Annotated in this window: 4 protein-coding genes; all 4 read left to right on the top strand. The window is 71.2% G+C overall.

Features of this window, described 5'->3' with window-relative positions:
• Positions 1 to 72: 72 nt before the first annotated feature.
• The 4 genes from K8638_RS12885 to K8638_RS45180 all read left to right on the top strand — a co-directional run bounded on the left by K8638_RS12885 (position 73) and on the right by K8638_RS45180 (position 15,178).
• On the top strand, positions 73 to 6,780 hold the full coding sequence (locus K8638_RS12885) for a type I polyketide synthase (RefSeq protein WP_223754786.1): 6,708 nt from the start codon (positions 73 to 75) through the stop codon (positions 6,778 to 6,780).
• Position 6,781: 1 nt separating this feature from the next.
• Entirely contained in the window at positions 6,782 to 10,747 is a 3,966-nt protein-coding gene (locus tag K8638_RS12880) for an amino acid adenylation domain-containing protein (RefSeq protein WP_223754785.1), read from the top strand.
• Entirely contained in the window at positions 10,744 to 13,428 is a 2,685-nt protein-coding gene (locus K8638_RS12875; RefSeq protein ID WP_223754784.1) for a MupA/Atu3671 family FMN-dependent luciferase-like monooxygenase, read from the top strand. Before K8638_RS12880 ends, K8638_RS12875 begins: the two co-directional genes overlap by 4 nt.
• Before the next feature lie 412 nt (positions 13,429 to 13,840).
• Positions 13,841 to 15,178: an alpha/beta hydrolase gene (locus tag K8638_RS45180; protein ID WP_223754783.1), complete on the top strand. Its 1,338-nt coding sequence runs from the start codon at positions 13,841 to 13,843 to the stop codon at positions 15,176 to 15,178.
• Positions 15,179 to 15,231 lie beyond the last annotated feature (53 nt).

Raw genomic sequence — 15,231 nt, 5'->3', positions numbered from 1 at the left:
ACGATCGGATGTGAATGCCGATTCAGGTTTCAGTATACCTGCCCGGCGCACAACGGGAATGACGAGGAAGGCATGAGCACCGAGCAACCACTGGACCAGGAAGCCATCGCCATCATCGGCATGGCGTGCCGCTTTCCCGGCGCCAGCACCGTCGAGCAGTTCTGGCGAAACCTCCAGGAGGGGGTGGAGTCCATCACCTTCTTCTCCGACGCGGAGCTGGAGCGCGCGGCCATCGACCCGGCGGAGCTGGCGGACCCGAAGTACGTGAAGGCCCGGGGGCTCGTGGACGGCATCGAGCGCTTCGACGCGCGCTTCTTCGGCTTCTCGCCGCGCGAGGCCGAGCTGACCGACCCGCAGCAGCGCGTCTTCCTGGAGTGCGCGTGGGAGGCCTTCGAGCGGGCCGGTTATGAGCCCTCCTCCTTTCCGGGGCCCATCGGCGTCTTCGCGGGAGCCGGAGCCAACGGCTACCTCCTGCACCACCTCGCGCCCGCGGGGCGGCTGGTGGGGACGGCGAACGCGTTCCAGGCCATCCTCCACAACAAGAACGACCACCTCGCCACGCGCGTCGCCTACAAGCTGGACCTCAAGGGGCCGAGCGTCTCCGTGCAGACGGCGTGCTCCACGTCGCTCGTCGCCGTGGTGATGGCCAGCCAGTCGCTGCTCAGCCATCAGTGTGACCTGGCGCTGGCCGGCGGTGTCACCCTCCCCCTGCCCCAGCGGACCGGGTACCTCTACAACGAGCGGGGCATCGGCTCGCCGGACGGCCACTGCCGCTCCTTCGACGCGAAGGCCCAGGGCACCGTCCCCGGCGCCGGAGCGGGCGTGGTGCTGCTGAAGCGGCTCTCGGATGCGCTGGCCGACGGAGACACCGTCCACGCCGTCATCCGGGGCGGTGCCCTCAACAACGACGGCGCGTCGAAGGTCGGCTACACGGCGCCGAGCGTCGACGGGCAGGCGGAGGTCATCGCCATGGCCCAGACGCTGGCGGGCGTGTCACCGGACTCCATCACCTACGTGGAGGCGCACGGAACGGGCACGCCCATTGGCGACCCCATCGAAGTCCAGGCGCTCACCCAGGCCTTCCGCCGCGACACCGGGCGCACGGGGTACTGCGCGCTGGGTTCGGTGAAGACCAACCTGGGACACCTGGACACCGCGGCCGGAATCGCCGGGCTCATCAAGACCGCCCTGGCGCTGGAGCACCGCCAGCTCCCGCCCAGCCTCCACTTCGAAGCGCCCAACCCGGAGATCGACTTCGCGCGGAGCCCCTTCTACGTCAATGCGAAGCTGAGCGACTGGAACGCGCCCGCCCCGAGGCGCGCGGGGGTGAGCGCCTTTGGCCTGGGCGGCACCAACGCACACGTCGTGATGGAGGAGGCACCGGCGAGAGGCCCCTCCGGCCCATCGCGCCCCTTCCAGCTCCTCCAACTGTCGGCCCGCTCGGACGCGGCGCTGGAGGCGATGACGACGCGGCTCGCGGAGCACCTGAAGGCGAACCCCACCCTGCCCCTGGCGGACGTGGCGTACACGCTGGCGGTGGGCCGGCGGACGTTCGACCACCGGCGGTTCGTGGTGTGCCGGGACACGGAGGACGCGGCGAGCACGCTCGCGGCCCTGCACCCGGAGCGGGTGCTCTCACGAGTGCAGGAGCCCGCTCGACGCACGCTGGTGTTCCTCTTCCCGGGCCAGGGCTCGCAGCACCCCGGCATGGCGGCGGACCTCTACGCCTCCGAGCCCGTCTTCCGCCAGGAGGCGGACCGTTGCCTCGAAGCCCTGCGCCGCCGGCACGACCTGGACCTGCGGCCGCTCCTCTTCCAGTCCACCCGGGATGACGCGGGCGCGGCGGCGCGGCTGGAGCGGACGGCCCTCACCCAGCCCGCGCTCTTCGTCATCGAGTACGCGCTGGCACGGCTGCTCCAGCACTGGGGCCTCCAGCCGGGCGCGATGCTCGGTCACAGCGTCGGTGAGTGGGTCGCGGCCTGCCTCGCCGGGGTGTTCTCGCTGGACGACGCGCTGGACCTGGTGGCGCTGCGGGGACGCCTGCTCCAGGACTGCCCTCCCGGGGCGATGCTCTCCGTGCAGCTCCCCGAGAAAGAGCTTCTCCCGTGGCTGACGCCTGAGGTGGAGGTCGCCGCCGTCAACGCCCCGTCCTCCTGTGTGGCGGCGGGCTCCGTGGAGGCCATCACCGCGCTGGAGCGCCGGCTCCTCGAGGCCTCCGTGCCCTGCCGCCGGCTGCGCACCTCGCACGCCTTCCACTGCGCGCGGGTGGACTCCGCGGTGGCACCGTTCCGCGAGGCGGTGGCCCGCGTCCAGCGGCACGCGCCGAAGCTCCGATTCCTCTCCTGCGTGACGGGGACGTGGATCACCCCCGAGCAGGCCACCAGCCCCGGCTACTGGGCCGAGCACCTGCGCCGGCCCGTGCGCTTCGCCGATGGACTGGACGTTCTCCTCCAGGAGCCCGACTCCGCGCTGCTGGAGGTGGGCCCCGGGCGCGCGCTGCGCACGCTCGCGCGGTGGCACCCTCGCAAGAAGCCGGGACAGGCGGTGCTGCCATGCCTCCCCTCCGCCGAGGAGCGCACCTCCGATGTGGAGCACCTGCTTCGCACCGTGGGACAGCTCTGGTTGCTGGGCGTGGAGGCTCCGGGCCTCTTCGCCGGTCAACAGCGCCACCGCCAGCCGCTGCCCACCTACCCGTTCGAGCGGCAGCGCTACTGGGTCGAGCCGCCCACCACCGCGCTCGCCCAGGGAGCGCGGCCGGGCTCGCTGGAGAAGAACCCGGACCTGTCGGGCTGGTTCTACCTGCCGACGTGGAAGGAGTCGGTTCCCCGGTTGATGACGCCCGCCGCCTCGGGTGGAGCGTGGTTGCTGCTCGTCGACGAGGCCGGGCTCGGCGCGCGCGTGGCCGAGCGGCTGCGCCAGTCCGGCCGTGACGTGATTGAAGCGCGGCGGGGCCGCGTCTTCCGCCGCACGGGGGCGGACACCTTCGAGGTTCCCCTCACCCGCGAGGGCTACGCGGCCCTGCTCTCGGAGCTGTCCACCGAGGCCCGCGCGCCGGAGCGGGTCATCCACCTCTTCGGCCTCACTCCTGAAGGCTCGGGGGCCTCGTCCGAGGACGTGCTCTCGCGCTCGTTCTACAGCCTGCTCTTCCTGGCCCAGGCGCTCGGGAGTCAGGGGCTGGAGCGGCCGGTGCGGCTGGTGGCGGTGACCAACGGCATGCAGGAGGTGGCGGGAGGAGACCTGCTCTGGCCCGAGCAGGCCACGGTGATGGGCCCGGTTCGCGTCATCCCCCGCGAGTACCCCAGCATCCACTGCCGCGCCGTGGATGTGTCGCTGCCCGCGACGAAGGGGCCGCTGTTCGACCGGCTCGCGGAGTTGCTCGCCGCGGAGCTCGCCTCCGGCGCTGATGAGGCGGTCATCGCGTACCGGGGAGGCCGCCGCTGGGTGCAGGACTTCGACACGCTCCGGCTCGAGGCCGGCCCCACTCCGCCCCTGCGAGAGCGTGGCACCTGGCTCATCACCGGTGGCTTCGGCGGCCTGGGGCTCTCCATCGCGGAGACCCTGGCGGAGAAGGTGCGTGCCCGCATCGTGCTCACCACGCGCTCGGAGTTCCCCTCACGCGAAGAGTGGCAGCGCATCCTGGAGCATCCGGCGGGCAACGACGAGGTCCGCCGGAGGATTCGCGCCGTCCAGCACCTGGAGGAGCGAGGCGCGGAGGTGCTGGTGTGCCGCGCGGACGTCACGGACCTGGAAGCGATGCGCGCGGTGGTGGCCACGGCGAGGGAGCGCTTCGGTGAGCTCCATGGCGTCATCCACGCCGCGGGCGTCCCGGGCGGCGGCCTCATCCACCTCAAGAGCCCGGACACGGCGGCCACGGTCCTGGCACCCAAGGTCCAGGGCACGCAGGTGCTGCTGGCCGCGCTGGAGGGCACATGCCCTGACTTCGTCGTGGCCTGTTCGTCCCTGTCCTCCGTCGTCGGCCGGCTGGGACAGGTGGACTACACGGCGGGCAACGCCTTCCTGGACGCGGCCATGCGCGCGTTCCACGCCCGCACCGGCCTCCACGCGGTGGCGGTGAACTGGGGCGCCTGGGAAGAAGTCGGAATGGCGGCTCGCAAGGACGCCGCTCCGGAGCAGCCGCTCCGGTTGCTGGAGCATCCCCTCCTCCACCGCTGCCTCGAGGACACACCGGAGCGGATGGTCTTCGCCTCGGACATCGGAGACCCGCGCTCGCGCTGGGTGGTGGACGAGCACCGCATCCTCGGGACGCCCACCGTCCCCGGTGTGGCCTGGTTCGAGCTGGTGCGCGCCGCGCTCTCCGGGCGCGCCGAGGGGCGTCCCATCGAGCTGCTCGACACCTTCTTCCTCTTCCCGCTGCGGGTGCCGGACGGAGAGACGCGCGAGGCCCGGCTCGTCATCGAGCAGGAGCCGGACGGCTACCGCTGGGTGGTGCGCTCGCAACCAGCGGACGGCACCGGCAAGGCCACGGCGCATGCCACGGGCCGCGCCCGGTTCCTGGAGCCCCAGGAGCCGCGCACGCTGGACCTGGACGCGCTCCGGCGCCGCTGCGAGGGCACGCCCGACTCGCTCGAAGCCGAGTACGAGGAGGACCTGGGGCCCCGGTGGCGCAGCGTCCGCCAGCTCCACCTGGGCAAGGGCGAGCTGCTGGTCTTACTGGAGCTGCAGCCGGAGTTCGCCTCCGACTTCGAGCACATGCGCTTCCACCCGTCGCTCATGGACCGGACCTCCGGCATGGCGAAGAGCTTCCTCGCCGAGCGCGGCTACTACCTCCCCTTCGGCTACGGCCGGCTGCGCTTCCTCGCACCGCTGCCGCGCCGCATCTACGCGCACGCTCGCTACCTGGAGCAGGCGGGCTCGGACGGAGAGACGCGCGCCTTTGACGTGGTGCTGGCGGACGAGTCGGGCCGCGTGCTCGCCGAGGTGGAGCGGCTGACGCAGAAGCGGGTGAATGACCCGGCCGCCGAGCTGCGCGCCCTGGCCGCCGCGAAGGCGGAGTCCCTCCCCGGGTCCGAGCACGCCGGAAGCACCCGAGAGGAAATCCTCCCGTCCGAGGGAGTCGCCGCCCTGGAGCGCCTGCTGGGCGCCCGGGTGATGCCGCAGGTGGTGGTCTCGGTGCGGGACCTCCAGGCCACCCAGGAGCACACCGACGAGGTCGTCCGCGAGCGCATCGCCGAGGCGGCCTCCGAGCTGCGTACGGGAGGCACCCTCCAGCCCCGGCCGGACCTCAAGAAGGCCTACGTGGCTCCGCGCACGGAGCTGGAGCAGAAGCTCGCCGCCGCGTGGCAGGAGGTGCTGGGCATCGAGCGCATCGGCGTCCACGATGACTTCTTCGAGCTCGGAGGCGACTCGGTCCAGGCCATCCAGATCATGGCCCGCGGCAGCCGGCTGGGGCTTCAGCTCAACCCGGAGCAGTTCTTCCAGACCTCGACCATCGCGGAGCTGGGCCGGGAGCTGGAGGGGATGCTGACCCGCCAGGCCGAGCAGGGACCGGTGGTGGGCCCCGTCCCGCTCACACCGGAGCAGCGGCGTCTCCTGGAGGGTCCACCCGAGGCCCTCGCCCAGGCCAGCCGCGTGCTGGCGCTATACATCCCCGGCTCGCCCGGCACGGACCGCGTGGCCCGGGTGCTCGACGGGCTGCTCACCCGGCACGACGCACTCCGGCACCGCTTCACCCGGGACGACACGGGCTGGCGTCAGGAGAGCGCGCCACCGGGCGGCGAGGTTCCGCTGCGGGAGTTCGACCTCGGCGCGCACCTCACGGATGGACATGAGGAGGCGCTCCGGACCGCGGAGGCGCAAGCCAGGTCGATGCTGGACCCGCTGCATGGGCCGCTCCTGGCGGCGGTCCTCCTGCGTGGCTCGGGAGACGGTTGCCGGCTGCTCCTGGCAGGCCATGACCTGGTCGTGGATGGGACCTCGTGGCGCATCCTGGCCGAGGACGTGACGGAGGGCCTGCACGCGGGTGATGGCGGTGCCCCCCGCCCGAAGACCTGGTCCTTCCGGCACTGGGCGGAGCAGCGTGCCGGTACTTCGGATGCCCCTCGGAAGGACCTCGGGCTTCCACCACCGGGTCCGGCGAAGGCCGCCACGCACGAGCGCACGGACTCGCTGTCAGCGGACGAGACGCGGCTGCTCCAGGAGAAGCTCACGAGCGCCTGGCGCGCGGACCTGGGCGAGGCGTTGCTCGCGGGATTCACCCGTGCGCTGGCCTCCTGGACGGAGGGGCGCGTGCTGCACCTCGACTTCACCCGCGACGGGCGCACCGAGGTCGAGGGCCTGGACTGCTCCCGCACGGTGGGCTGCTTCGACGTCACCCGCTCCCTGCGCATCGCGCTGACGGAGGGCTCCGACGAGGTGACGCTCCTCAAGGTCATCAAGGAGGAGGTCCGAGGCCTCTCCGCCCAGGCGCCCCGCCCTCCGGAGCGGAACGAGGTGGGGCTGCGGGTCCTCGGAGGAAGCGGAGCACTCCCGGAGGGGCTCTCCGGACGCGGCCTGACGGGAGGCTGCCTCCTGGAGCTCGAAGGCTACGTCTCCGGAGGCCGGCTCCACGTGCGCTGTGTCCATGAAGGAAGCGTCCTGGCCATGCCGGCACCGGAGCGGCTGGTGACGGACGTGCTCGGCTCCCTGCGCTCGCTGTGCGCCGGAGACCGGGAGACGCGGGACGCCATCTCCCCCACCGACTTCCCACTCGCCGGACTGGACGACGCGCAGATGGATGTCCTCGCGTCGCTCATCGACCAGGTCGACGGAGCCAACGACTGACATGAAGAACATCGACGACGTCTACCGGCTCTCGCCGATGCAGCAAGGCATGCTGTTCCACAGCCTCTACTCGCCGCGCGGGGGCGCGTACGTGGAGCAGGTCTCCTGGACGTGGAGGGGCCCTCTCGAGGCCCCGCTACTCCAGCGCGCGTGGCAGCGGGTGCTGGAGCGCAATCCCGTGCTGCGCACCGCCTTCTTCTGGGAGGGCCTCGCCGAACCGGTGCAGGCCATCCGCACCCGCGCGGAGCTTCCCTGGGCACAGCACGACTGGCGGGGCCTGTCCGCGGAGGAGCAGGAGGCGCGCTGGAAGGCGTTGCTCGACCTCGACTTCCGGCAGGGCTTCAACGTCGCGGCGGCGCCATTGATGCGCTTCACCCTCCTCCACCTCGGGCCGGACCTCTACCGATGCCTGTGGAGCTACCACCACCTCCTGCTGGACGGCTGGTCGCTCCCGCTGTGCCTGAGGCAGGTCGCCCTCCAATATGACGCGCTCGTCCAGGGGCGAGAGCCGGAACTGGAGACGGGGCGTCCCTATCGCGACTTCATCGCCTGGCTGTCGAAGCGGGACCGGAAGGAGGCGGAGCAGTACTGGCGGCAGGCCCTCCAGGGCTTCGTCGCCCCCACTCCGCTCTGGGTGGACCGTGGCGCGGAGCAACCACCTCGCGTGGATGCGGTCTACGCCTCGCGCTCGGTGCGCGTGCCCGCCGCCGTGTCGGGGCAGCTCACGGCGCTCGCGCGCCAGCACCAGCTCACGCCCGGCACGCTCGTGCACGGCGCGTGGGCGCTGCTGCTGAGCCGCTACAGCGGTGAGCAGGACGTGGTCTTCGGCAGCGTGACGTCCAGCCGCTCTCCCGCCCTCCCCGGCTCGGACATGATGCTGGGGCTGCTCATCAACACGCTGGCCACCCGCGTGGCGGTGCCGCCGGACGCGGAGCTGCTGCCGTGGCTCAAGGCGCTCCAGGCGGACCAGCTCACCGCGCGCAAGCACGACCAGCTCTCCCTGGTGGACGCGCAGGGACTGGGCCAGGTGCCGCGCGGACAGCCGCTGTTCCACAGCGTCGTCTCCATCCAGGCCGCGGTGGACCTCCGGTTCGACCCGTTGGCCGGAGGCAAGGTGCTCCTGGAGGACTTCGCCTACGCGGATCCCCGGACGGGGCACCCGCTCACCTTCGTGGCGAACATGGGCGCGGAGCTGGAGCTGCAGCTCGTCTACGACGCGGACCGCTTCACGGCGGACGTCATCGAGCGGATGCTGGGACACGTCCGCACGCTGCTGGAGGGAATGGTCGCGGGCCCCCGCCAGCCGCTCCGCGAGCTGCCGCTGGTCACTCCCGAGGAGCGCCACCGCCTGCTGGTGGAGTGGAACGACACCGCGACCGCCTTCCCCCGAGACTTCTGCCTCCACGAGGTGTTCGAGGCGCAGGTGGCCCGGACGCCGGAAGCGGTGGCCGTGGAGGCGGAGGGCGCGCGCCTGACGTACCGCGAGCTGGACCGCCGGGCGAACCAGCTCGCGTGGCACCTGCGCTTGCTCGGGGTGACGCGGGGCTCCATCGTCGGCCTGTGCCTGGAGCGCTCGGCGGAGACGGTGGTGGGCGTGCTCGGCATCCTCAAGGCGGGCGGCGCGTACCTGCCGCTGGACCCGGCCTATCCCCGGGACAGGCTCGCCTTCATGCTCGACGAGGCCCACGTCTCCGTGCTCGTCACCCAGCGGTCGCTGGCGGACCTGCTGCCCATGAGCGGCGAGCAGCGGGTGCTGATGGACGAGGACCACGAGCGGCTCGCGTCCTCGCGGGAGGACCGCCTCGAGTCGGTCACCGGCCCCATGGACCTGGCGTACGTCATGTACACCTCGGGCTCGACGGGGCGGCCCAAGGGCGTGTGCGTCCCCCACCGCGGCGTGATGCGGATGGCGACGGACACCGGCTACTTCGACACGGGTCCGGCGGAGACCTTCCTGCTGTTCTCGCCCATCTCCTTCGACACCTCGGCCTTCGAGCTGTTCGGGAGCCTGCTCCACGGGGCGAAGCTGGCGGTGTGCCCGCCGCACATGCACACGCTGGAGGAGCTGGGCGGGGTGCTGAAGCGCTTCAAGGTGACGACGCTCTGGCTCACGGCGCCCCTGTTCGACCAGATGGTGGCGTATCACCCCGAGGCGCTCGACCCCGTGCGCCAGGTGCTCGCGGGGGGCGACGTGCTGCCGCCGGCCAGGGTCCGGGAGCGGCTCGCGCGGGGTGGCCAGGTCATCAACGGCTACGGCCCCACGGAGAGCGCCACCTTCACCACGTGCTACGTGATGAAGACGCCGGAGCAGGTGGAGCGCACGGTGTCCATCGGCCGGCCCATCGCGAACACCCAGGTGTACCTGCTGGATGCTCAGCTCCGCCCCGTGCCGCAAGGAGTGCCGGGGGAGCTGTACATCGGCGGAGACGGGCTCGCCGCGGGCTACCTCCGAAGGCCCGCGCTCACGGCGGAGCGGTTCCTGCCCAACCCGTTCAGCACCGAGCCCGGCGCGCGGATGTACCGGACGGGAGACATCGCCCGCTACCTGCCCGACCGCCGCATGGAGTTCCTCGGCCGCGCCGACCACCAGGTGAAGGTGCGGGGCTTCCGCATCGAGCTGGGAGAAATCGAGGCCAGACTCCTGGAGCACCCGGCCGTGAAGGAGTCCGTCGTGATTGCGCGCGAGGACGTGCCGGGGGACCGGAGGCTGGTGGCCTACGTCGTCACCGCGGCCGGTGCGAAGGTGGAGAGTGAGACTCTGTCGCGCTTCGTCGCGGAGCGGCTGCCGGCGCACATGGTGCCCTCGGCCATTCTCGTGCTGGACGCCCTGCCCCTGTCCCCGAATGGCAAGGTGGACCGCAAGGCCCTGCCCGCCCCCGTGGGCGTCACGGCCTCCAGCGCGGCGCCGGCGGCTCCGCGTGACGCGGTGGAGCAACAGCTCGTCCAGCTCTGGGAGGAGCTGCTTCACGTCAAGCCGGTGGGCATCGATCAGAGCTTCTTCGCGCTCGGCGGCCACTCGCTGCTCGCCATGGGCATGATGTCGCAGATTGCCCGCAGGCTGGGGCGCACCCTCCCGCTGTCGGTGCTCTTCACGCACCCCACCATCGCGAGGCTCGCGGAGCTGCTGCGCGAGGAGCCCTCCACCGCCGGGTGGACACCGCTCCTCCCCATCCAGCCCCACGGCAAGCGCAAGCCGCTGTTCTGCGTGCACCCCATCGGAGGGAGCGCGCTCTGCTACGTCCCGCTCTCCAAGCACCTGGGCCCGGAGCAGCCGCTCTACGGCCTTGAAGCGCCGGGGCTCGACGGGAGCCGCGAGCCCTTCACCTCGCTGGAGGCCATGGCGGCGGCCTACCTGGAGGTCGTGCTGAAGACGCAGCCGGATGGGCCGTACTTCCTCGCCGGCTGGTCCATGGGTGGGCTGGTGGTCTTCGAGATGGCGCGGGAGCTGCTGCGCCGCGGGAAGTCCGTCGCGCTCGTGGCCCTCATCGATAGCTGGGTCCCCATGCTCCAGCCTGGGGCCACGCCCGCGCGGCTCGATGACACGCTCGTGCTCCAGGGCTTCGCGATGGAGCTGGGGAAGATGGCCGGACACGAGGTGTCCCTCTCCAGCGAGGAGCTGGCACCGCTCACGCCCGAGGCACGGCACGCCCTGTTGTTCGAGCGGGCCCGGAGCGCCAATGCGCTGCCTCCGGGACTGGGGCCCGAGGCCCTGCGCGCGCGTCTGGACGTCTACCGTGCCCATGCCCAGGCCTTCCGCGCGTACGCCCCCGCGCGAGAGCACCCCGCGCCCATCGTCCTCCTTCGTCCAGAGGCCGGCGCACTCCAGGCCGCATCGGGCCCCATGGGTGGATGGGACACGGTGACCCTCCAGCCGCCACGGCTGATCGAGCTGCCGGGAGACCACTACTCGGTGATGGTCGAACCCCAGGTGACGGAGCTCGCCCGCCAGCTCGGGGCGCTCCTGTGAAGAACGTCCAGGATGTGTATCGGCTCTCGCCCGTGCAGCGGGAGCTCCTCTCGCGGCTCGATGCACCGGAGGCACGTCCCTCGTGCCTGCACTGGAGCTTCCGGCAGGGGCTGGACGAGGCGGCCCTGGAGTCCGCGCTGCGCCAGCTCGTGGCCCGGCACACCGCCCTGCGTACCGGCTTCTTCTCCGAGGCCCAGGGCATGCCCGAGCCCAAGCAGGTGGTGCGGGAGAAGGTGGAGCCGAAGCTGGGACGCGTGGACCTGTCGGGCCTCCCGGAGCCGGAGCGCGCCCGGCGCGTCGCTGCCTTCCTTGCGGAAGAACCTCGTCGTGCCATGAACCCGTCGGCGGCGCCCCTCCTGCGCGTCACGGTCTTGAGGACGTCGCCGGGCGCGGGGACGGTGGTCCTGTGCTGGCACCCCCTCATCCTGGACGACACCTCGGCGCTGCGCTGCGTCCAGGAGCTGCTCCTCCTCTACCGGGCCGCGCGACGAGGAGAGGACGCCGGGCTCGGGAGCAGCCGTCCCTACCGGGACTACATCGCGTGGCTCGAACGGCAGGAGCCGCGTGAGGCCGAGCAGCGATTCCGGCACGCACTCCAGGCCCCACGAGGCTCGACGCTCCCCGAGACCTGGAGCACGGGAGCCACGGACGCCTCCGGCGTGGTCGAGCAGAGACTCTTCCTGCCGCCCGCCGCCAGTGGCCACGTACAGGCCTTCCTGCGGCAGCACACGCTGGAGCTCGGGACGTTGCTCCAGGCGGCGTGGGCGTTCCTCCTGTTCCAGCAGGGGCTGGGAGACGACCTGCTCCTCGGCGTGCACTCCGGCTGCCCTTCCGCGCTGGTGGGAGACGACACCCTGGTGGGGCGCTTCGCCACCGTCGTTCCTCGGCGCATCCAGGTCCCGCGCGCGGGCACACGGCTGCGCTGGCTCCGAGGGCTCCAGGCCGAGCTGCCGGAAGCACACACCGGCCACCCCTGCGTCCCTTCGCGGCTCCAGTCCGTGTCACCCGCGAGCGTGCTCATCACCGAGCCCGAGGACGCCGTGCTGGGGCCACACGCCCGGAGCCTTGGCTTCCATGGGCTGACGCTCGTGCCAGGCAGCCTGCCCGCTCCGCTGGTCATCAGCGCCGCACAGGGGCCCCGCCTGTGCCTGCGGTTCCAGTACGACGCACGACGGCTGGCGTCCACCGCGGTGGCCCGCCTCGCCGGGCAGCTCGGCAGGCTCATGGAGGAACTGGCGCTGCAACCGGAGCGGGAGCTCTCCTCACTCCCCCGTCCGCCGGGCGACGACGGCACCGCGACACGCGACCACTCGGACGCGGCGCGAGTCGCCCTCGCGGATGACGCCTCCAGTCCGACAGGAACCGGGGCCGCACTCCCCCAGCCTTTGGCGGCCGCGGAGACCCTCCACGTGGGCACGACCTTCGGGCGGGCGGAGGTGGAAGCCGTCCTCGCGCAGCATCCGCTCGTGGCCCGGGCCACCGTGGTGCCGGACAGGACCGAGCCCGGCCGGCTCGTGGCGCACGTGGTGCCAGCACGTCCCGCGGGGCACGCACGCAAGAAGCCCGGCTTCGGCCTCTTCTTCTTCGCCAACGAGGACGCCCGCGCGGCCAACAAGTACCGCCTCCTCCTCGAAGCGGCCCGGCTCGCGGACCGCAATGGCTTCACGGCCGTCTGGACACCCGAGCGCCACTTCGACGAACACGGCGGGCTGTACCCGAATCCCTCCATCCTCGCCGCGAGCCTGGCCACCATCACCGAGCACGTCTCCCTGCGAGCGGGCAGCGTCGTCCTGCCGCTCCACAACCCGCTCCGCGTCGCGGAGGAGTGGGCCGTCATCGACAACCTGTCGAACGGCCGGGCCGGCCTCGCCGTGACGTCCGGCTGGATGCCGCAGGACTTCGCGCTCGCGCCGGACCACTTCCCCCGGAAGCGAGAGGTGATGCTCCAGTCGCTCGCGCAGGTGCGGGAGCTCTGGAGGGGCGGCACCGTGCCCTTCAAGGACGGCGCCGGCAAGGAGGTCCACCTGCGCACCCTCCCGCGCCCCGTGCAGCCCGAGCTGCCGGTGTGGATGACGTGCCCCGGCAACCCGGACCTCTTCGTCCAGGCCGGCGAGCTGGGCCTCCACGTACTCACCTCGCTGGCCTCCCAGTCCGTAGAGGAGGTGCGGGACAAGATTGCCCTCTACCGCGAGGCCCGCGCCCGCGCCGGCCACGACCCGGCCGCGGGCAACGTGACGGTGATGCTGCACACCTACGTGGGCAGGGACTCCGACGAGGTGCTCGACACGGTCCGCGAGCCGCTGACCCGCTACCTCCGCACCCACCTGCGGCTCCAGGAGGCACGCGTCCGGAGTCTGGACCTCCAGGTGGACATCAACGACCCGCGGTGGCTCGACTCGCTGGCCCGGTTCGCCTTCGAGCTGCACTACCGCACCAGCGCCCTCATCGGCACGCCGGCCTCCTGCCTCCCCATGGTGGACCGGCTGGGCGAAATCGGTGCCGACGACCTCGCGTGCTTCATCGACTTCGGTGTCGGCGAGGACTCCGTGCTGGAGGGGTTGACCCACCTGGTCGAGCTGAAGACCCTCGCCAACGATGAGACGCTGCGCCTGCGCCGCGTGCTGACCGAGTACCTGGACGAACGGCTCCCGGGCCTGCCTTCCGTCTCCATCGAGTCATGACGCATCGCGACGCGCACCTTCAGCGGCGCGCTGGCGCCTCAATCCCTGACGCACTGCAATACTGAATCAGGCTTCAGGTCCATGACGCGCTGCGATGTTGAACCGATGTTCAACTCACGGCCGTCGAAAGTTGAATCACCCTTCAAGTCCGATTTGCTCCGCGAGCCTTGCGTTTGGTACGAATCGCCCACTTGCGGCGCTCGTCGTTCACGCCGCGGGCCGGGGCATCCCCTTCCACCAGGTGCAGGCCTTCGCCAGGGGACGCGCTCGCACTCTCCACCGAAATCAAATAGCGATTGCAACGGAGCTACAAATGGCAACGAGTCGCGCGGGTATTCGTGCTGTGGCTGCGGTCCTCGGTCTTTATGGCATCGCGTGTCAGAACCAGGACCCGGCGGGTGATGGCCCTCAAGTGACGGAGCTTCCCGCCGAGGTCGTGGCATGTCGCGAGCGCATCGCCGCGAAGACCTCGGAGGTGACCGCGGCGGGCATCGACATCTCCACCTGGCCCATCACCGACGCGCCGGAGATGAAGGAAATCACCACCACGGCGCCGCAGACCCAGCAGAACTACCTCGAGTATGACGGCCACTACCGCCCGGTGACGAACCACCCGGGCTGCTCGGTGACGAACCTCTACTACGACAAGAGCAACACCACCGGCGCCACGCCGTACGTCGACGGCAACAATGACGGGAAGTGGACCGGCAACTCCGCCTTCGGCGGCCCCAACGCCGCCACCGGCTTCCTCGACGGCAACGTGGCGAAGATCCCCGGCTATCCCTGCGCGGCCAAGGAGTACACGCAGAACAACGAGGACACCTCGAAGCCCATCGTCATCCTCGTGCACGGCAACTCCACCCGCCCGCACACCTGGGAGAAGTTCCAGCTCCCGGCGGGCACCGACGTCAACACCGCCTACGAGAACGTCCAGTTCACCGCGGACACCACCGCCAGGAACCAGCTCGCGGAGATGCTCATCGCGCAGCGCTACCGCGTCATCGCGGTGGACTTCCGCACCGACGTGGTCACCAGCATCGACCCGTCCGCCAACAGCAGCACGCAGAACGCCTCGGGCAACATCGACCACGGCTGGGCCACGCCCATCCTCGAGTCGCTCCTCAAGGCGGTGATGAAGGACCAGCCGAACCGCAAGGTCGCCCTCATCGGCCACTCGCTGGGCGTCACCGTGGCGCGCGACGCGCTCCGCCGCATGTACGTCGAGTGGAGCTCCGGCCGCGCGGGCGCCATCAACCCCTTCCCGCAGGTCAGCCACGTCATCCTCGGCTCGGGCGCCAACCACGGTGTGTCCACGTATGACCCCGCGCTCGGCTCGCTCTGCCAGAACAACACGACGATGCGCGGCACCATCGTCTGCGAGATGGGCAGCCGCTCCAACTACGTGCAAACGTACTTCCACAAGCCGCTCAACGGCCCCCGCGACCTCTTCGCCACGCCGTGCGCGGACGGGGACTACGCCTTCGGCAAGACGGGCCAGTGCGGGAACAACGTGGTGAAGTACTACACCATCACCATGACCGATAAGGAGCGCGGCACGAACTACCAGGACCTCTACGTGTCCGAGGCCGCCTCCCGCATCGACATGGACGGCTGCGTGAAGAACACGCTCACCACGCTGAACGACTACGACACCAGCGGCTACTTCAACAAGGGCTTCATCGCCAACCACTTCGGCTCCATGCGCTCCGCCGCCGGCCTCGACCTGGTGATGCGCTACCTGGCCGAGTAGCACGCCCCACCCTCCCCGCCTGAATCAGGGCCGGCCCACGCCCTCATGGCCGG

This window comes from Myxococcus sp. RHSTA-1-4 (genome assembly GCF_020037125.1).
Taxonomy (GTDB): domain Bacteria; phylum Myxococcota; class Myxococcia; order Myxococcales; family Myxococcaceae; genus Myxococcus.
Note: the sequence above shows the minus strand (reverse complement) of the source record. Positions and strands in the feature narration are given on the sequence as shown.